This is a genomic window from Leucogemmata humicola (assembly GCF_055379415.1).
This window is the reverse complement of the sequence record NZ_AP040875.1, coordinates 629,672-646,446: the sequence shown is the minus strand read 5'-3', so window position 1 is coordinate 646,446 and position 16,775 is coordinate 629,672. Positions and strand designations below refer to the sequence as shown.

Genomic DNA, 16,775 nt, shown 5'->3' with positions numbered 1-16,775 from the left:
CTCGTGTCCTTCGATCTTTTCGCCGTCGGCTCACCGCAAACACTCGTGCTGCTCGCAGCGCGCGTGAGCGGTTTTGTCCTCATCGCCCCCGTCTTCTCCGCGAAGACGATTCCGGCGTTGATCAAGACGTGCGTCATCATCCTTCTCACGGGATTGCTGCAGCCGATGGCGTTGGCCCAGACGACAACCGTTCCGCAGATCACGCCCGAGACGTTCGTCGGCGAGATCCTCGTGGGACTTGGCATCGGCCTTGGTGCGGCGCTCCTCGTTGGTGCGGCAACGGTTGCTGGTGATCTCATCGGCATGCAGATCGGTCTGTCCGGCGCCGCGATCCTCGATCCAATGAACAACTCGCAGGAGAACGTCCTCGGCACTTTCAGCACGCTCTTCGCCGTGACGATGCTGCTCGCGGTCGATGCGCACCTCGTCATGATCGATGCGATCGCACGCAGCGTGCACGTCGCGCCGATCGGTGGCGGTCTGCATGCGGTAGGAATGCTCTCCATGGTAAAGAGTGCGAGCGTGCTGTTCGGCCTCGGCCTGCAGTTCGCCGCACCGGTTATCGCCGCGGTACTCGTGGCCAATACCGCGCTAGCGATTCTGACTCGCGCCGCGCCGCAGCTCAACGTCCTTTCGGTTGCCTTCCCGATTCAGATCGGCATCGGACTCGTCGCGCTCGGCGCGTCGATCCCGTTCGTCGGCGCGTTCTACCGCGGGTGGTCGGGCGTGTACAACAACACGCTCGAGCACGTGTTCGCCGCCCTCACACGGGGGGCGATGTAAATGTCGGAGCGCCCGGAAGCAGAACGCACAGAAGACGCGACTCCGCGGAAACGCGAGGAGGCGCGCGAAGAGGGCCGCATTCCGCGCAGCCAGGAACTCACGATCGCGATGTCGCTGCTCGCCAGCGCCGCGGTGCTCAGTTCCGTCGCGCCCCTCGCTGGTCGCGGCCTGTTCGACATCATGGGACACGGCCTGTCGACGATCGGCAGCATCACGCTCGATCGCGACTCGGCCATCTCGCTGCTCCGCGAAACAGGACTACGCGCATTCCTCGCAACGATCGGCATGGTCATCGCCATGACGGTCGCGTCCTTCATCATGTCGGCGCTGCAGGCGCGCGGCGTGGTGTCGACGAAGCCGCTGATGCCGCAGTGGTCGCGCATCGACCCTACCGAGAACATCAAGAACCTCATCGGCTCACGGCCGATCGTCGAGCTTCTCAAGTCGCTCGGCAAACTCACGATCATCGGCATCGCGGTGTACGTGTCGATCAAGGCGCTGCTGCCCGATGCAGTGTCGCTCGCGCAAACGTCGCAGATCAGCTTCCTCCTCATCGTCAAGAAGTACGCGATCCGCATGCTGCTCACCGCGGGCGGCGCATACCTCGCGCTGGCCGGCGCCGACTACATCTGGCAGTGGTGGCAGTTCGAGCAGTCGCTGAAGATGACGAAGGACGAAGTGAAGCAGGAAATGAAGCAGAACGACGGCGACCCGCACATTCGGCAGCGCCGCCGGGCCATCGCCCGCTCCTATGCGCGGCGTCAGATGATGAAGGAAGTCCCGAATGCGGACGTCGTCATCGTCAACCCGACGCACATCGCCATCGCGATCAAGTACGACCCGACGATCGCCTCCGCTCCAATCGTGCTCGCCATTGGCCAGCGCAAGATCGCCGAACGCATCAAGGCAATCGCCATCGAATCCGGCGTGCCGATCGTGCAGAACAAACCGCTTGCTCGCGCGTTGCTCAAGACGGCGAAAGTCGGAACGCTCATCCCCTACGAACTCTATATGGCTGTGGCTGAAGTGTTGGCCTTCGTGCTGCGCACCCGCGGCACACGTGGTAGCTGGCAAGGGAGCACACTCGCATGAGTACTGCCGTCGCTCCCATGCCCGCCGGTGGCACGCAGGGCCGTCGCGGCGCCGAGGTAATCCTGGCGTTCGCAGTGCTGTTCATCGTGGCGCTGCTCATGGTGCCGCTACCCGGCATCATGCTCGACCTGTTTCTCGCTACGAGCATCGGCATGTCGCTCGTCGTGCTGCTGGTCGCACTGTACACGACAGACCCACTCGAGTTCAGCGCGTTCCCGTCGCTGCTGTTGCTCCTCACGCTCTTCCGGCTCGCGCTCAACGTCTGTAGCACACGCCTCATTCTGAGCGACGGCCACGCCGGCGCGGTCATTCAGTCGTTCGGCGAGTTCGTGATCGGCGGCAACTACGCCGTTGGACTCGTGCTCTTCATGATCCTCGTCGGCATCAACTTCATCGTCATCACGAAGGGTGCTGGCCGAGTCGCGGAAGTCGCGGCGCGCTTCACCTTGGACGCGATGCCCGGTAAGCAGATGGCGATCGACGCCGATCTGAGCGCCGGTCTCATCGACGAAAAGCAGGCACGCAAGCGTCGCGAGGAGATCTCGCGACAGGCCGACTTCTACGGCGCAATGGACGGCTCGTCCAAGTTCGTAAAGGGCGACGCGATTGCCGGATTGCTCATCACTGCCATCAACATCGTCGGCGGCATCTTCATCGGCGCGTTCCAAAAGGGACTGCCGATCGGCCAGGCGCTGTCGCAATACACGGTGCTCACGGTCGGCGACGGACTCGTCACGCAGATCCCGGCGCTGATCATCAGCACCGCCGCCGGCATCATGGTCACGCACTCCGCGGGCGGTACGCGCATGGGTACTGCGCTCGCCACGCAGCTCGGTGCGCATCCGCGCGCGATGTACATGGCGGGCGGCGTGCTCGGCGCATTCGGCCTCATTCCCGGACTTCCGAAGCTTCCATTCATCGTACTCGGTATCAGCCTCGCGGCGATCGGTCGCTTTGCTGCAAGCGCTGAGAGCAAGCGTCTCGTACAGGAAGCGGCAACGCGTCACAGCGAAGCGCCGGCGGCTCCAACCGCAGATCCGATGAGCGACCTGCTCCAGCTCGATCCAATCGAGCTCGAAGTTGGTTACGCGCTCATCCCGCTCGTCGACGAGAAGCAGGGCGGCGACTTGCTCGAGCGCATCTCGATGCTCCGCAAGCAAGGCGCGCAGGAACTTGGCATTCTCGTTCCGGCAATCCGCATTCGCGACGACATTCGCCTGCCGGCGAACGAATACGTCATCAAGCTCCGCGGCGCCGAGATCGCGCGCGGCGAAGTCATGCCGCGCTTCCTGCTTGCGCTCGATACGGGTCGCGTCATTGGCAACGTCGAAGGCATCGATACGATCGATCCCAGCTTCGGCATGCCGGCGCGTTGGATCGCGGTCACGAAGCGTGTCGAGGCAGAGTCGCTCGGCTACGTGGTCGTCGAACCGGCGACGGTCGTCGCAACGCACCTGATGGAGAAGCTCAAGTCCAGCGCGTCGGACCTCCTCGGCCGCCAGGACGTGCAGGAAATGGTCGACACGCTCAAGAAGACGCACCCGGCGCTCGTCGATGACGTCATCCCAGGCAAGCTCACCCTCGGCGTGCTCCACCGCGTACTTCAGCGTTTGCTCAAGGAGCGCGTCCCGATTCGCGACCTGGTCACGATTCTCGAAGCCGTGGCCGATGCCGCGGATCAGACGAAGGATCCGGAAGTACTCACCGAACACGCACGCCGCGCACTCACGAACACCATCGCGCGACTGCACATGGACGAAAACGGAGTGGTGCGCGGCATCACGGTTGGTCCGCGGTTGGAGATGTCGCTCGTCGGCCTCTTCACGCCGCGTCCCAACCAGGCGCTCACTTCCATGCTCACGCCAGACACGCTCGGCGCGTTGCTTCGCGAGCTCGATCAGATGGCGAGCGCCACGACCGTCGAGGGACGTCCGCTGCCGCTGCTCGCACCGCCGTCGCTCCGCGTTGGCTTGCGCCGGTTGATCGAACCAGTGCTGCCGAACCTGCCTGTCGTTTCGCTCGCCGAATTGCCGCCGTACGTAAAGCTCAGCGCGGTCGCCACGTGGGAGGCACATGCTGCCTAACGCACGCGGCGCTCTTGGAACGGAAATGTCCGACGGTGGACTCGACCTCCGTCGTCCTCCGCGCGGCGGGGGCGCATCGATGCTGCTCGTCGCCAGCGGCAAAGGCGGCGTAGGCACGTCGATGATCGCGACGCTCATCGCAATGTCTGCTGCCGAGCGCGGTGAGCGTGTGCTGCTCATCGATTCCACCGAGTCTGGCGGGACGCTGCATCACCTCTTTGGCGTACGCCCGACGCGCAGCTTGTGGATGCTCGCCGACGCCCGCTCGCGCGCCGACGATGCACTGATCTCGCTCGACGACCGCCTGACGCTGATCGCCGGCGGCACGAGCGGAGCAGCCGTCGCGCCGACGACCGATCCCGACCGACGCGCAGCACTCACGCGGCTCGCGTCGATCTATTCGAACTATTCGTTGATCGTGTTCGACGGCGGTTCGCGCCTCGACACGATCACCGCGGTCAGCGAAGTCGCTGATCCGACCATGCTGCTCGTGACGTCGGCCGACCGGCTCGCGCTCGCCGCGAACTACGCACTCGTGAAGTCGATGAGTGCGCGTCGACCGAACGCGATCATCAGCGTTCTCGCAAACCGACACGGTGAGTCGGCCGCTGCTGAAGCAACAAGCTTTCTCGTTGGTGCATGCTCGCACTTTTTGGGTCGCACGATCGCCGTCGCTGGGGCCATCCCGGACGATCCGTCGCTTCTCGCGGCCGTTGGCGCCGGAATGTCCGTGCGCGATGCAGTTGAAGGATCCCCAGCCGCTGATGCAGTTCGCGGTGTTGTTACCCGTCTAGTCCCATCGTGGCCAACGGTTTCCCAGCCCCACGCCCACCCGGCCGCGATGCCCAGCCTTTCCCCCTCCCGACGCTGGAGTTGAACCATGGAATCCCGATCTAACTGGAAGGCGTTCGCCGGTGGCGACATCACCGCCCGAGACGCGCTCCTCACAGAGAACCTGAGTCTCGTGCATCACGTCGCGCGACAGCTCGAGCGTAAGCTCAGCAACGAGCTCGACCACGATGAACTCGTGAGCGCGGGGACCCTCGGTCTCATGGCAGCCATGAACTCGTTCGATCCCGAGCGAGGACTCGCTTTCAGCACGTTCGCCGTACCGCGCATTCGCGGCGCGATTCTCGACGAGCTTCGTCGACAGGATCACGTGCCGCGATCGGTACGCCGCAAGACGCGCGACATTGGTGCAGCGCGTTCGTCGCTCGCGGCAAAGCTGTGCCGCATGCCCGAGGACGGCGAAGTCGCCCAAGCGCTCGGCGTCGACGTGCAGACGCTTTGGAAGTGGGAGTCGGACGTCGAAGGCGCGATCCGCGTGCCGATCGACCGCCCGGTCAACGATCGCGGTGAAACACATTCGTCGCCGCTCGATCTGCTGCACACCGACCCCGATCAGGGCGCAGACGAGCAGATCGGTCGCGAGCAGGAAGTGACGATGCTGCGCGAGGCGATCATGAAACTCAAAGAGCAGGAGCGCACGGTTCTCGCGCTCTACTACTTCGAGGAGCTCAAGCTGCACGAAATCGCCGAGATCCTCGGCTTGACCGAGTCACGCGTGTCGCAGATTCGATCGAAGGCGTTGGCGCGACTCAGAGAGACTGTGGGGGTCGCTCTGGCGTCGTAGTAAAGCGCGTGAGGGGACACAACGCGGGGCGGGCATGCGTCGGGCATGCTCGTCCCGCCGACTGTTATCTGGGTGCCTTGCGCTCCAACTCGCCGCGCAGATCTCGAATGAACGTCACACGGCTCGCCGCATCCGCATCGCGTGGCTGCGTGGGTAGGAGGGCGACGATATACCGGTCGCCCGGACCGAGATCGTAGCTCGAAAGCACGCCGGTATCGGCGAGACGCAGTGGAGTCCACTGGCGCGGTTTGCGCGGAATGAACAATCCGCCAGCGATTGTGTAGTCGACGACCATGATCCGATGGTCGATCGTCAGGAAGAACAGTCGCTGGCCGGCTTTCGACCACCGAGGCACTCTGCCTCCCGGTGCGACTCGGATAGTGACGTTGCTATCGACAAGCGATCGAACGTAAACCTCCGGAAGTCCGGACACGTCAGATGCGTATGCCAGCCAACGACCATCGGGCGAGATTGCCGGATACGTCTCGAAGAACCGAGAACGAACGACGGCAGTAGCAGAATCAGCTCGCAAGGCGCCGCCCACTTTCTCGATCGGGACCATCCAAAGGTCGAACGCCGTCGCAGTATCCATTGCGGCGAACACGAGGTGCCGATCGTCCGACGCAAAACTGCCCGGTACCGAGATATTCGCGCTCGTGACGAGTGGACGGAGCTCTCCGTTGTCAGCAGAAATGGAAACGATGCCGGTATTTCCGCGAGCAACGACGTGTCGCCCATCGTGCGTCCACACCGCTGCGTCGTACCCGGGGGCGCTCCACGCTCGCCGCGGGTGTTCGAGTACGTCCGTGAACATCGATAGTGCGGTCACACCGCTCTCGACCACCGAAAGCGCCAGACTCCGTCCGTCGTGAGACAGCGATGGCCAGCCGTACTGTCCCGGTGTTTTGAGAATTGGTATCGATCGCCCAACACTGTCGATTCGCGCCACGATCGTCGGGCCGTTTGCCGTGGCTCGCCGATACAAGGCAACTCCCGTCGTGGCGACAGAGATCTGCGCATAGCCGAACTGAGGCGAGTATGCGACGTCGTTGACGATGGGAACTCTCGGTCCCCGCACCTCGCGACTGCGTGGATCGAACCGCGTTGCGTACAGTGTGCCCTGATTAATAAAGGTGAGATGACTCGGCGCGACGTAGCGAGCGAACGTCGCACCCTCCGCTAGCACGCGCGTCGTTCGATCGACAAGCGACGCGACCTCGATGTTCGCTTGATCGGCACCGATCCCAGTGACCGCCGTGTAGAGCACATATTTTCCTCCCGGCAGAATCTGCGGCCAGCGCGGGGACGCGTGCCTCGGGCTGAGATCCAGAATCGGCGTGGGTGCGCCTGCCGACGAGGCATCGACTTGCCACAACCGACTCGACCCGTCGAGCGCCGCAATGATTTTTCCGTCACCGCCCCAGCTCGCGCCGAGTAGATCTGGCGCGTCGCACAAAACGACCGGCGATCCTCCGTCTACGGCGACCTTTCGCAAATGCAGGGCGGCCCAGAATCCGACCCAGCGACTGTCGGGCGACCAAAACATTCCACGCGCGCCACTCGTTCCAGGCAAATCGACCGGCGGTGATCCATCGAAACGACGCACGCGTAGGTGAGACACCCCGAGCGAGTCGATCGAGACGAACACCACGCGTGAACCGTCTGGAGCAACCACGAAATCGGTTTCGACGTCCGAAGCCACCAACTCGTCGGACTGAAGCTGCACGTCGAGACGCAGGTCCGGCTCGCTCGCGTCCGCAGACGATCTCGCGCTCCAGATGCCGGCGCCGAACGCCGCAACCAGCGTTAGCGCGCCGAGTGCTACCCACAATAGTCGCGATCGGGTTGATCGCTCCGGGGGCGGCGCCTTTTCTTCAATGAATGCTGGAACCGAAGGCCTCGATCGCGCGTGGAAACGCGCTGCATAGGCACCCTTCGGGAGTTCGATCACCACCGCATCCCGCTCACCTTCGCCGGCGTAGTACCGATCGAGTCTGGCGCGCAACCGCGACGCCTCAGCCCGGACAATCGGATCGGTACGTGGATCGAATTCGGTGCCGCGGCCGAGGAATTCGACGCCGACCGTGTACTCTTTCAGACGATCGCTCTTTCCGGTCAACGCGCGTTCGACGAGAAAGCGGAGTAGCCCCGCCGATCGCTCAGCTTGTCGAAACGGCGTACTCGCGAGCACGCGCTCGAGGTGACTCAGGACTGCATCGCGCTCGATGCGATCGCCGATCTCGCTCATGGCGAGAAGGTACAGGGCAACCGGCGTTTTCGCCCACGAATGTGCGGTACGCGTGCCGTTCGGTGCTCCGTTTGCTCGATCCCGGAGCGCACTTTCGCCGAATGACAAAGACTCAACGCTTGTTGCATGCAAGCATCGTGGCGGTGTTCACCGCGCGTACGATGGCCGGACAATCGGCCCCGGCGCGCCCCCCCGTCATCGATGCGCACTTTCATGGTGTCGCGACAGATCTTGCGCGCACCGATTCGCTCAACGTGCGCTACCGCCTCGTCACAATACTCCCGGTCAACGTCGAGGCGTGGCAGTCAGTGGACCGGAGCCACGTCATCTCGGGACTCAACTTTCCGTGCGACCACGGTGTCGCGCCCATGTTCGGAAATCCCTGCCTCCAGAACAAGGCCGACCTTCCAGATACAGCATGGGTCCGCGCTCAGGTCAGCGCCGGTCGCATTCAGGCATTTGCCGAAATCATTTCGGAGTACGTTGGAATGTCGCCGACCGATCCTCGCCTCGATCCATACTGGTCGATCGCCGAGGAATTCGATATTCCGGTCGGGATCCACATGGGGTTCGGACCGCCGAACGCCGCATACGAGTCGAGCCCGACACCCGTGAAGACGCCGGAATATCGAGCGGCGTTCGGCAATCCGATGCTGCTCGAAGAAGTCCTCCTACGCCACAAGAAACTTCGGGTTTCGGTAATGCATGCCGGCTGGCCGATGCTCGAGCCGATGATTGCACTGCTGTACTCTCATCCCGGCGTGTATGTCGATGTCGGCGGTCTGCAGACAACATCCTACGTGCCGCGAGCGTCGTACTACCGGCATCTCCGCGGCTTGGTCGAAGCGGGATTTGGCAAACGAATCATGTTCGGCTCCGACTCGCCGGGAAACGCCCAGGTCGGCAGGGGGATCGACGCCATATTGGCGGCCGATTTCCTGACCGAAGAACAGAAGGCAGACATCCTCTGTGGAAATGCTAAGCGATTCTTTCGACTCCCCGAATCGACGTGCCGTCCGAATCCCTGAGCCGCCGCACCAAGCTACTGTTTCTTCAAATCGGCATACGACGCGAGTGAGTAGTACAGCACATCGGTCGACGATTGCGCACTGAGTTGCCCTCGCAGATTCCCGTCGACGAGTAGCAGATCGATCGCAATCGTGTGCGGCCAACGCTTGGCATCGTCCGTCGGAATCTGGCTGGCAAGACGCCCGGTGAAATTGTTGTTGCGAAACGCGGCTTCGGTGACGGCAGTCCGCGGCTGATCGCCGAGCGTTGCGAATACGTCGCCGTTCGGGCCGATGCTGATCTTGAGCGGGATAGTCGCCTTCCAGGTGCGCAGCGTTCCAGACCACTCGCCGGCAACCAGGTTCAATTGCGACGGGGGCGGACCGGCGCGACCGCCCGCCTGCAACGCCTGCGCCGCGCGTCGCACGCCGAGTGTATCTGCATACTTGGGAACGAGCACCGCCGCGATATCCTGCGCAATCGCTCCCGTCGGAAAACCCGAGCTGCTCAATACCACCACAGCCATGTTCTCGCTGGGGTAGAGATTCAACACGGTGGACACGCCGGGCATGCCGCCAGTGTGGCTGACTCGGAGCACGCCCATGTCGTTGCCCACGCCCCAGCCAAGCCCATATGCGGCTGGCGCCACCGGCGTATGCATCAGATCGATGGTCTCGTCCTTGAGGATCGCGCGCTGATCGGGGAGATGATCCTTTAGATGAAACATCCCGAAGCGAACGAGATCGTGCGCGCTCGAGTAGACAGCGCTCGCACCCATGTGATCGAACGCGTAAAACGGAATCGGCTTGCCCTTTTCGTCGTAGCGCTTGGCCGCGGACGACTCGAGACCGGCCGGAATGTCGATCGACGTATGCGTCAGGCCCAGGGGTTGAAAGACCTGCGTGCGCATGTACTCGGCGTATGGCTTGCCGGACGCGCGTTCGATGATGTGGTCGATGATGCCAAAACCGAGATTCGAATATTCATACAACGATCCGGGGGCGAACACGAGGTTCCCGTAGTGGGCGATCGTCTCGTCCATCGGCGGCGGGCGGTACGACTGGTCCGCGTAAAAGAATTGGTAGTGCAGCGGGAGTCCGGCCGTGTGACTCAACACGCGTCGCACCGTGGCCTCTTTGGCGTCGCCAGCAAGTCCCGTGAGCTTGCCCGCGCCGAGGTAGTCGTTGGCTGGCCGGTTGATGTCGACCTTTCCCTGTTCAACGAGGGTCATGAGACCTGTCGCCGTGAAGGGCTTTGAGATCGATGCCAGCGAATACATGGTGTTCGGCCCCGACGGCCGCATCGCCTCGCGGTCGGCCAAGCCGAAGCCTTCTTCCCACACGATGTTGCCGTCCTTGGCCACCGCGACGGATGCGGATGCGACGCCGGTGGATGCGAGCGCCTGCGTGATCCTCGCGCGAACGGCGGAGAATCGGTCTGCTTGCTGCGCCGACGCCTGGCCGATCGACAGCCCGATCAGAAGGACGGCAGCAAGTAGACGGCGATAGCCAAGCATCCCGAGCCTTCGCGCCCCGATAGTCATCGCTCTTCTCCTGGTGTCATCTATGGAAGCCGGCGAGCCCCTGACGCGGGCTTTGGGTTCGGGTAGAGATACCGATTCTCGCGACGCTCGTCCACACGCCGCCGCGCGGTGGCGAACGCCGACCCGGACCCGGCAACCAATACCTCCCGGAAGAAACGTCCAGAACGGCAAAAATTGCCGGTGCTGGAGCGTCGCCGACTCGGGCGCTCGATTCGAAATCTGCTCGCATAAAGCGTTACGCGACAATGTGTTATGCGCTATCGCCAGCCATTGTCTCGTCCGGCATGTCGGTTGCCTTTGCCATGGCTCGCGTACCGGGTCCACTTCCGTCCGCTTCGCGCAGTCTGGCAGTTCCCGCCGCCGTTACCCGCCCTCCATCCGCTTCCCGCCATGCCTTCCCTGAATGGAATGGACAGTGCTGCCGCCGCCCTGCGGTTCTGGGAGCGCAAGCAGGAAATCGTCGCCAATAACCTCTCGAACGTTTCGACGGACGGCTACAAGTCGCAGCGAGTGTTCGCGCGCCTTCTCGACGGCATGCGCCCCGCCGCGGTCACCAGTTCCGATCTCACAACCGGCACGCTCCGCCAGACCGGCAACGCGATGGACGTCGCCGTCGACGGCCCTGGCTTCTTCGTGGTGAACACCCCGAACGGCGAACGCTACTCGCGGGGCGGCAGTCTCCGCATCGACGAAAAACATCACCTCGTGGACGTTGAAGGACGTCCGCTGCTCGGCGTCAAAAAGAATGGACCGCTCACACTGCTCGACGGCCCCGTCGAGATCAGCAAGACCGGCGACGTGACGCAGAACGGTCAGGTCGTCGACACGCTGCGCATGGAGTCCGCGCCGAAGGACGTGGAGCTGCAGCGCGAAGGCGAAGGCATGTGGATTCCGCCGCAAACGCGCCAGCCCATCGCCGCCGCCGATCGCAACGTGAAGCAGGGCCACCTCGAAGAGAGCAACGTGAACTCGATGAGCGCGCTTGTCGACATGGTGTCAGTCCAGCGCGCGTACGCATCGGTTCAGAAAAGCATCATCGAGATGGACCACGTGAACGAAACGATTACCACGCAGCTCGCGAAGCCCCTGTAACAAACCCACTAGCGGCTAGTGCCAAGCAACTAGCGCCACCGTCGAAACCATGAATCCTGCACTTCGTACATCAGCAACTGGAATGGCCGCGCAGCAGACGCGCACCGAAGTCATCGCGAACAATCTCGCGAACGTGAATACCACGGGCTTCAAGCGCAGCCGCGCACAGTTCGAGGACCTGCTGTATCAAACGATGCAGGGTCCGCAGGTGCTCGGCAGTTCGGAGACCAACACGGCGCCCGCTGTGCAGGTTGGACGCGGTACCCATCTCACGGCCGTGCAGCGCCTTCATAGCCAGGGCGCGCTCGAGCAGACGGGACGCTCGCTCGACGTCGCCATCGACGGCGATGGTCTCTTCCCTGTGCAGATGCCGAGCGGTACGACGGCATACACGCGCGACGGAAGCTTCCAGATCTCTGATCAAGGCGTTCTCGTGACCTCCGACGGCTACGCCATTGGCGCCGGAATCAAGATTCCCGCCGAGATCACGGACGTGACGATCTCCGCGACCGGTGTCGTGAGCGGCTCGAAGGGTCCCGGCGGCGAACAGACCGAGCTCGGTCGCATCGAACTCGCTCGCTTTGCCAACCCCAGCGGCCTCATGTCCCTCGGCCAGAACCTCTACGCCGCGACGCCGGCGAGCGGCGAAGCAACGACCGGCTATCCGCTGGATGATGGCATGGGCCGCCTGGTGCAGGGTCAGCTCGAGGGCAGCAACGTCGAAATCGTGCAGGAAATGGTCGACATGATCAGCGCCCAGCGCGCGTACGAGCTCAACTCGAAAGCACTCAAGGCCGCCGACGAGATGTCGCAGACAGCGACGGAGATGGTCCGCTAGTGACACGCAGACTCACGAAGGGCGTTGCGCATCCCTACTTGCTCACCGTCCTGGCCGTTTTGCTCGCGCTGTCGGCGAGCCTTGCACACGCGCAGCAGCCGGTGCGTCGCGGAGCAGCCGTCGCGACGCGGGCACTCGCGCGTGGGACGGTGTTGGGCGCAGACGACTTCGTATTTCGCGACACCACGCTCCGCGGACCCGCCGACACGTCGCGGATCGATGCGGGTTGGGTGACGCGTCGAGCCATTCTCGCGGGCGAAGTACTCCGCGCTCCCGCTGTCGAGCCGCCGACGATCGTGTCGGCAAATCAGCCAGTGGAAATCGAATGGCGCGATCAGAATGTCCGACTCACGCTGCGCGGCATCGCTGCGCGCAACGGTGCGCTTGGCGATCGAGTGCCAGTACGCACCGCAGCGGGTCGAAGAATGGACGCAACCGTCGTGGCCCCAGGCCGCGTTCGCCTTGATTGAGGAAACTGGCATGCATCGCTTTCGGCACTTCGCCATCGCAACACTAGCCCTCGCCCTCGCCGCTCCTGCGGCAATGGCGCAGAGCAAGGATCAGCAGGCGCCCGCTCGGCGTCTCACCTCGTGGACTGCCGACCGTCGCGAATACGCTGTCGGCGACGTGATCACGGTGCTGGTTACCGAAGCCACGCTCGCGACCGCGACAAAATCGCAGACGGGATCCGATCAGCAAACGCGAAAGAACGACTTGGGCCTGGTCCCGCCGAAGGTCGGTACGTCAGCACTGCCTGAGATCGATGCGACGATGTCGATGAGCAAAAATTCCCAGTCGAGCCAGAGCGGCGACGCCAAACGCGGCGTGAACTTCCGCGGCGACATCAGCGTACGCGTCGTGGCCGTCGACAAGACGGGGCTGCTGCAGATCAAGGGCACGAAGATGGTGGACGTCGACAAGAACAAGCAGGCGCTCAACCTCACTGGCTGGGTGCGCCCCGAGGACATCTCAACGGCGAACTACGTGACGAGCGAACGCGTGGCCGACGTCAACATGACGTACACGCTGAACGGCGACATTGGCAAAACGCGCGGTGGACTCATCGGCCGCCTCATCACGGTGTTCTGGCCATGAAGAAGACAGGTCTGTGGTCACTGGTCTCTGGTCTCAGGGGAATCATCGTCGCGGCAGCGTTCTCCGTCGTCGTGAATCCTCAGACCTCGAACCTGCGAGCTCAGGAAATGCTTCGCATCCGCGATCTCGCGATCGAAGACAAAGCGATTCCCGTTCGCCTGCTCGGCTACGGCCTCGTCATCGGTCTCGATGGAACGGGCGACCGCGCGAGTGGCGGTAAGCAGGGCGGCATGACGGTCAACTCGATCGTCAACCTGCTTCGCCGATTCGGCGTACAGCTGCCGGTTGAAGCAATGAAGACAAAGAACGTCGCCGCGGTGCTCGTCACGGCGGAAGTCTCGCCCTATCTGCGCGCCGGCGGTCGATTCGAAGTGCACGTCTCGTCGGTCGGCGACGCGCGTTCGCTGCGCGGCGGCGTGCTGTGGATGACGCCAATGCTCTCTGAAGTCGGTGGTGATCCGGTCGCCACGGCGCAGGGCGCGGTGCTGATGGCCGACCTCGGCGGTGGACGCGGAAGCTCGGTCATCGAAAACTCGTCGCGCATTCCGACGGGCGGCCTCCTCGAAGCAGACTTGCCGCGGCCGCAGTTTGCGTCGAGCAACAAGCTGTTGCTCCGCGAGCCCGACATCACGATGGCAACACGCATCGCGACGGCAATCAACAAGGAAATGGGCGAGAATACGGCGACCGTTGAAGACCCAGGTTCCGTCGCACTCTCGCTGAAAGATCAGAAAGAAGGTCAGGCGCTCGCGATCGCCCGCATTCAAGATCTTCGCGTGCAGCCTCAACGCATCGCGCGACTGATCATCGACGGTCGCGATGGAACCATCATCGCCGGCGGTGATCTCACGATCGGCGAAGCAACTGTGAGCCACGGCGGAATCACGATCACGGTTGGTGCGAACGACACCACCGCTGCGCCAGCCGGCAACCTGCGACTTGCCGCAGGCACACCTGTCACGCGCGTTGCTGCAGCGCTTCACGCAGCACAAGCACCAGCGTCGGAAATCGCAGCAATCTTCGAATCACTTCGAGCCATCGGAGCGATCGCCGCAGAGGTTGTCGTTCGATGAGTCAGATCGCCGGCCTGCCTCCGAACAAGGGACCAATGCCGTCACCTGCAGAGCGCCTGAAAAAGACGGCGCTCCAGCTCGAGGGAGTGTTTGTGCAACGTTTATTTGCAGCCATGCGCGACACGGTGCCGAATGACGGACTTATGTCACAAAGCAGCGGCGAAAGCACGTTCACTCAGATGCTAGATGAGAAGTTTTCTGAACAAGTGCCGAAACAATGGAATGGGCAGCACTCGCTCGCCGCGGCACTGTACCGCCAATTGAGCCAGCGACTTGGATCGCAGGCTACGGATTCAACCGGATCGGAACCGAGATGATGACGACCGATCAGAAGTTCGACCTCGTTCCGACCGCACGCACCGTCGTTTCGCCGGTCGATTCGCTCACCGACGCACTCGTCACCGAGCGACGCCTGCTCGACGAGTTGATTGGTGTGATGCGACGCCAGCGCTCTGCCGTCGGCGACGACGACCTACAGCGCGTCGACGACAGCGTCTTCGCTACGCATCGAGTGCTGGTCACGCTGAATGAAGCGCGACGCCGCCGGCGTGCGTTGAACACACTCATTGGCCAGCGCGAAGACATCGGCATTCACTCGCTCGACGAAGCACTCGGGCCCCGCATGACGCCCGCGCTGCGTGACGCACGCGACGGCCTGCACACCGCCGCACGCGCGCTGTCGCGAGAGGTCGCGCTGAACCGTCGCATCCTTCGCGAGGCGCTCGCCTGCGGTGATGCGTATGCTCGCACACTCACCGGCGCGGAAGCGACAGCACCTGCGACGTACGCCACGAAACCGACACCGTCGCAGCAGGTTCGCTCGCAGACGCACAGTCTGCTCGATCGGAGGATCTGATGAGCATCGGCAGCATTCTCAACTCGGCGCGTCAGGGAATGAACGCGCAGCAGACCGCGGTCCAGATCGCGTCGCAGAACATCGCGAACGCGAAGACCGAGGGATACTCGCGACAGCGCGTTGATTTGGCTGCCCAGCTCCCGACGGTCTTTCCATATGGAAGCGTCGGCACGGGTGTAGCCGTTGCCAGCATCACGCGCGCGCGCGATTCGTTGCTCGACGCCACCTATCGCACCGACAACGCCGGCGCTTCGGGCGCCAGCACGACAGCCGACGCGATGGGCCAGGTACAGTCGATCTTTGGCGAGCCAAGCGACACGGGATTGAGTGCGTCGCTCGATGCGTTCTGGTCGGCGTGGAGCGACCTCGCGAGCGACCCAACGAACGTCTCGGCCAAGGGCGTGGTGCGTCAGGCTGGTAACAACGTCGCGAACACGCTCAATCGCTTTGCGGCGCAGCTCGACACGGTGGATCAGAGCAATCGCGAAGCGATGAACGCCGACGTCAATCAGGTGAATCAGCTGAGCTCGCAGATCGCCGACGTGAATCGCCGAATCGTGTCCGCCGAATCCGGCGGACAGACGGCGAACGATCTCCGCGACCAGCGCGATCTCCTGCTCGATCAGATGACGAAGATCGTCGGCGGCCAGGTGATCGAGCATTCGAACGGCAGCGTTGCCGTGTACGCCGCGGGACGCATGATCGTCGACGACACGACAGTGAAGCAGCTCGAGATGCACGACGGTCAGCCGCCCACGGTAACGTATCAGGGCAGCGCCGCGACCATCGACGGCCTTGGCGGCACGCTCGGCGCGCACATCGATGTCTCGGCGAATCGCATTCCGATGGTCATGTCCAAGCTCGATGCTCTTGCATCGGGCCTGGTGCAGACCGTCAACGCGATTCACTCTACCGGAACCGTGTACAGCGGCAACCCGCCGGTCGGATCGCCGGCCGGAAACTTCTTCGACCAGACCAACCCGCCGCCCACCGGTGTCGATCCGCTGATGACGGCGCGCAACATTCGGCTGTCGCCCACGCTCGTTGGCGCAAACGATGTCGCGGCGTCCGCCGGAACCGCGGCTGGTCCGGGAAACAACGACGTCGCGGCCGCGCTAGCAGGACTGCGCAACAGCGCGGTGACGCTCAATTCACTCGCCGGAACGACGACGGCGTCGATGAGCGACTTCTTCAACGAGACGGTTGGCAGTCTTGCCACCGATGTTCGCGAAGCCCAGGACAACGCGACCGTCCAAGGGACCCTCGCGTCCAACGCCCAGACACGGCGTGAAAGCGTCAGTGGCGTTTCGACGGACGAAGAGTTGATTTCGGTGATCGAGCACCAGCATGCGTATCAAGCAGCCGCGCGACTCGTCCAAGTCGTGAGCGACATGACCGATACACTCGTCAACATCGGGCGTTAATTTCCT

General features: G+C 63.2%; 16 protein-coding genes. 14 read left to right on the top strand and 2 right to left on the bottom strand.

Annotated features, from left to right (window positions below):
• Positions 1 to 3 precede the first annotated feature (3 nt).
• From fliR to AC6H4Z_RS02540, 5 genes are read left to right on the top strand one after another with little or no spacing between them, the layout of a single operon-like run.
• Positions 4 to 783, top strand: a complete 780-nt coding sequence (fliR, locus tag AC6H4Z_RS02560) for a flagellar biosynthetic protein FliR (RefSeq protein ID WP_497545170.1) — start codon at positions 4 to 6, stop codon at positions 781 to 783.
• Positions 784 to 1,875, top strand: coding sequence for an EscU/YscU/HrcU family type III secretion system export apparatus switch protein (locus tag AC6H4Z_RS02555; RefSeq protein WP_497545169.1), 1,092 nt, complete (start codon positions 784 to 786; stop codon positions 1,873 to 1,875).
• Positions 1,872 to 3,959, top strand: a complete 2,088-nt coding sequence (gene flhA / locus AC6H4Z_RS02550; RefSeq protein WP_497545168.1) for a flagellar biosynthesis protein FlhA — start codon at positions 1,872 to 1,874, stop codon at positions 3,957 to 3,959. The genes AC6H4Z_RS02555 and flhA overlap by 4 nt, the downstream gene beginning before the upstream one ends.
• Complete coding sequence (locus AC6H4Z_RS02545; RefSeq protein WP_497545167.1) at positions 3,949 to 4,836, top strand: nucleotide-binding protein; 888 nt, start codon at positions 3,949 to 3,951, stop codon at positions 4,834 to 4,836. The genes flhA and AC6H4Z_RS02545 overlap by 11 nt, the downstream gene beginning before the upstream one ends.
• A gap of 3 nt (positions 4,837 to 4,839) precedes the next feature.
• Complete coding sequence (locus AC6H4Z_RS02540; RefSeq protein ID WP_497545166.1) at positions 4,840 to 5,592, top strand: sigma-70 family RNA polymerase sigma factor; 753 nt, start codon at positions 4,840 to 4,842, stop codon at positions 5,590 to 5,592.
• Positions 5,593 to 5,656: 64 nt separating this feature from the next.
• On the opposite strand, the gene AC6H4Z_RS02535 is transcribed toward AC6H4Z_RS02540, so the two are convergent.
• Entirely contained in the window at positions 5,657 to 7,840 is a 2,184-nt protein-coding gene (locus AC6H4Z_RS02535) for a TolB family protein (protein WP_497545165.1), read from the bottom strand.
• 101 nt (positions 7,841 to 7,941) lie between these two features.
• Between AC6H4Z_RS02535 and AC6H4Z_RS02530 the strand changes: the two genes are divergently transcribed.
• The gene (locus AC6H4Z_RS02530) at positions 7,942 to 8,868 is read left to right on the top strand and encodes an amidohydrolase family protein (RefSeq protein WP_497545164.1); all 927 of its coding nucleotides are present in this window, start codon (positions 7,942 to 7,944) and stop codon (positions 8,866 to 8,868) included.
• Between the two features lie 14 nt (positions 8,869 to 8,882).
• Here the strand turns inward: AC6H4Z_RS02530 and AC6H4Z_RS02525 are convergent, their stop codons facing one another.
• Positions 8,883 to 10,391 (bottom strand): serine hydrolase domain-containing protein, encoded by a 1,509-nt coding sequence (locus tag AC6H4Z_RS02525; protein WP_497545163.1) that lies wholly within the window; start codon positions 10,389 to 10,391, stop codon positions 8,883 to 8,885.
• A gap of 390 nt (positions 10,392 to 10,781) precedes the next feature.
• Here AC6H4Z_RS02525 and AC6H4Z_RS02520 point away from each other — a divergent pair, with 390 nt between their 5' ends.
• Genes AC6H4Z_RS02520 through flgK form a run of 8 tightly spaced genes read left to right on the top strand, consistent with a single transcriptional unit; the run spans position 10,782 to position 16,769 of the window.
• Positions 10,782 to 11,483, top strand: coding sequence for a flagellar hook-basal body protein (locus AC6H4Z_RS02520; protein WP_497545162.1), 702 nt, complete (start codon positions 10,782 to 10,784; stop codon positions 11,481 to 11,483).
• Positions 11,484 to 11,532: 49 nt separating this feature from the next.
• On the top strand, positions 11,533 to 12,321 hold the full coding sequence (gene flgG, locus AC6H4Z_RS02515) for a flagellar basal-body rod protein FlgG (protein WP_497545161.1): 789 nt from the start codon (positions 11,533 to 11,535) through the stop codon (positions 12,319 to 12,321).
• A complete protein-coding gene (flgA, locus tag AC6H4Z_RS02510; RefSeq protein ID WP_497545160.1) occupies positions 12,321 to 12,791 on the top strand; it encodes a flagellar basal body P-ring formation chaperone FlgA in 471 nt (156 codons plus the stop codon). Before flgG ends, flgA begins: the two co-directional genes overlap by 1 nt.
• Positions 12,792 to 12,801: 10 nt before the next feature.
• On the top strand, positions 12,802 to 13,416 hold the full coding sequence (locus AC6H4Z_RS02505; RefSeq protein WP_497545159.1) for a flagellar basal body L-ring protein FlgH: 615 nt from the start codon (positions 12,802 to 12,804) through the stop codon (positions 13,414 to 13,416).
• Positions 13,413 to 14,489 carry a flagellar basal body P-ring protein FlgI gene (locus AC6H4Z_RS02500; RefSeq protein ID WP_497545158.1) on the top strand — a complete coding sequence of 359 codons (1,077 nt, stop codon included), beginning with the start codon at positions 13,413 to 13,415 and terminating at the stop codon, positions 14,487 to 14,489. Before AC6H4Z_RS02505 ends, AC6H4Z_RS02500 begins: the two co-directional genes overlap by 4 nt.
• A complete protein-coding gene (locus AC6H4Z_RS02495; RefSeq protein ID WP_497545157.1) occupies positions 14,486 to 14,806 on the top strand; it encodes a rod-binding protein in 321 nt (106 codons plus the stop codon). Before AC6H4Z_RS02500 ends, AC6H4Z_RS02495 begins: the two co-directional genes overlap by 4 nt.
• The gene (gene flgN / locus AC6H4Z_RS02490; protein ID WP_497545156.1) at positions 14,803 to 15,345 is read left to right on the top strand and encodes a flagellar export chaperone FlgN; all 543 of its coding nucleotides are present in this window, start codon (positions 14,803 to 14,805) and stop codon (positions 15,343 to 15,345) included. The genes AC6H4Z_RS02495 and flgN overlap by 4 nt, the downstream gene beginning before the upstream one ends.
• Positions 15,345 to 16,769: a flagellar hook-associated protein FlgK gene (flgK, locus tag AC6H4Z_RS02485; protein ID WP_497545155.1), complete on the top strand. Its 1,425-nt coding sequence runs from the start codon at positions 15,345 to 15,347 to the stop codon at positions 16,767 to 16,769. The genes flgN and flgK overlap by 1 nt, the downstream gene beginning before the upstream one ends.
• The last annotated feature ends 6 nt before the right edge of the window (positions 16,770 to 16,775 follow it).

What these genes read in the sequence shown, in the direction of transcription:
- AC6H4Z_RS02535 (WP_497545165.1), bottom strand. Translation starts at nt 7,840, where the DNA reads ATGAGCGAGATCGGCGATCGCATCGAGCGCGATGCAGTCCTGAGTCAC.
- AC6H4Z_RS02545 (WP_497545167.1), top strand. Translation starts at nt 3,949, where the DNA reads ATGCTGCCTAACGCACGCGGCGCTCTTGGAACGGAAATGTCCGACGGT.
- flhA (WP_497545168.1), top strand. Translation starts at nt 1,872, where the DNA reads ATGAGTACTGCCGTCGCTCCCATGCCCGCCGGTGGCACGCAGGGCCGT.
- AC6H4Z_RS02500 (WP_497545158.1), top strand. Translation starts at nt 13,413, where the DNA reads ATGAAGAAGACAGGTCTGTGGTCACTGGTCTCTGGTCTCAGGGGAATC.
- AC6H4Z_RS02505 (WP_497545159.1), top strand. Translation starts at nt 12,802, where the DNA reads ATGCATCGCTTTCGGCACTTCGCCATCGCAACACTAGCCCTCGCCCTC.
- AC6H4Z_RS02555 (WP_497545169.1), top strand. Translation starts at nt 784, where the DNA reads ATGTCGGAGCGCCCGGAAGCAGAACGCACAGAAGACGCGACTCCGCGG.
- flgG (WP_497545161.1), top strand. Translation starts at nt 11,533, where the DNA reads ATGAATCCTGCACTTCGTACATCAGCAACTGGAATGGCCGCGCAGCAG.
- AC6H4Z_RS02525 (WP_497545163.1), bottom strand. Translation starts at nt 10,391, where the DNA reads ATGACTATCGGGGCGCGAAGGCTCGGGATGCTTGGCTATCGCCGTCTA.
- AC6H4Z_RS02540 (WP_497545166.1), top strand. Translation starts at nt 4,840, where the DNA reads ATGGAATCCCGATCTAACTGGAAGGCGTTCGCCGGTGGCGACATCACC.
- AC6H4Z_RS02520 (WP_497545162.1), top strand. Translation starts at nt 10,782, where the DNA reads ATGCCTTCCCTGAATGGAATGGACAGTGCTGCCGCCGCCCTGCGGTTC.
- AC6H4Z_RS02530 (WP_497545164.1), top strand. Translation starts at nt 7,942, where the DNA reads ATGACAAAGACTCAACGCTTGTTGCATGCAAGCATCGTGGCGGTGTTC.
- AC6H4Z_RS02495 (WP_497545157.1), top strand. Translation starts at nt 14,486, where the DNA reads ATGAGTCAGATCGCCGGCCTGCCTCCGAACAAGGGACCAATGCCGTCA.
- flgK (WP_497545155.1), top strand. Translation starts at nt 15,345, where the DNA reads ATGAGCATCGGCAGCATTCTCAACTCGGCGCGTCAGGGAATGAACGCG.
- flgN (WP_497545156.1), top strand. Translation starts at nt 14,803, where the DNA reads ATGATGACGACCGATCAGAAGTTCGACCTCGTTCCGACCGCACGCACC.